The 1259-nt window shown below is 46.4% G+C and carries 2 protein-coding genes; both read right to left on the minus strand.

Annotation, left to right across the window (positions count from 1 at the left end; translation table 11 throughout):
* Positions 1 to 307: 307 nt before the first annotated feature.
* Positions 308 to 460, minus strand: coding sequence for a hypothetical protein (locus R7O12_RS25535; RefSeq protein ID WP_005457235.1), 153 nt, complete (start codon positions 458 to 460; stop codon positions 308 to 310).
* A 202-nt stretch (positions 461 to 662) separates the two neighbouring features.
* The coding region (locus tag R7O12_RS25540; RefSeq protein ID WP_318126856.1) for an alpha-L-glutamate ligase-like protein at positions 663 to 1259 on the minus strand (597 nt) is incomplete at its 5' end.

Genomic DNA, 1259 nt, shown 5'->3' on the forward strand with positions numbered 1-1259 from the left:
GAAAGGTACAACCTACAAGCTGGTACGTAAGGTGTTTAAAGATCACGAACACGTACACGTTGTTGGTCTGCGTGGCTTTGGTCAAACAGATAAACCGAAGAGTGAAGTTCAAGAAATGATTGAAGAGTTTGAATCATAGGCTTGGAAGTATAAAAAACGCCCGCAATTAAAGCGGGCGTTTTTGTATCTGACTAACAGGGAGATGCAGGTAACGGGCATAAAATAAGCCGAGGCTGTAGGACGACAGTCTCGGCTTTTTCGTGAGCACTTAGACCAATAGCAGGGAGTATTGGAAATAATCTAAGCGCTATTCCTCTGAAATATCGGTTCCAGCTTCGATAATTTCAGCAAGCTCTTCAAGTGCTTGAACCGAAAGCTCAGACAAACGCTGTAAGTGTTGGTCAAAAGTTTCCTGGTCTACAAGCTGTGGTTCATTATTATTTGTTTCTTTTGTTAGCATCGCCCAACCTCTTTAAGTTGAGTAAGGGGAGTAAACATCATACTCAATGGGCTCAGTGGAAAAGAAACGATCTATGTTGATTTTGTTAGCTCGATCATTGATTCAAATGATGAAACCGGCGAAATGAGATAGGAAGGGGAGTGAAAACGATGGCAGAAAGAAAAAAGCTAGCAACCATGTGCTGATTGCTAGCTTGTAAGATTTAGAACTTTGGTTTTACACCAAACTGCTCAACCGCGTAGGCTACGCGCTCTATAGGCTTAGGGTACTCCGCTGGAGTGCCGAGGCTTTCAATATGCTTCAAGCGAGGAAGCAATCCTGCTCCGTTCGCGATTTGAATAGCCAAACCAGGACGAGCATTCAGCTCAAGTACCATCGGACCTTCTTCTTTGTCGAGAACCATGTCGGTGCCCATGTAACCAAGCCCCGTCATTTCCCAAGCACTTGACGCAAGTTCTAGCAAACGCTCCCAATGAGGCACTTGCAGAGTCGATAAATCTTTACCCGTATCCGGGTGGTGCGTTACTGGTTGGTCGAATTGCACCGCACGAATGGCTTTGCCTGTTGCGATATCAATGCCGACACCGACCGCGCCTTGGTGAAGGTTAGCTTTACCATCAGACGCTGATGTTGAGCAGCGCATCATCGCCATGACAGGGTAGCCTTTAAATACGATGATGCGTACGTCTGGCACACCTTCGTAGCTGAAACCATCGAAGCAGTCATCAAACTTAATCAAGTTCTCAACCACCGCAACATCGTTCTTACCGCCGAGCGAGAAAAGCCCCGCCAGTGCGTT

The organism is Vibrio sp. Vb1574, assembly GCF_033338675.1.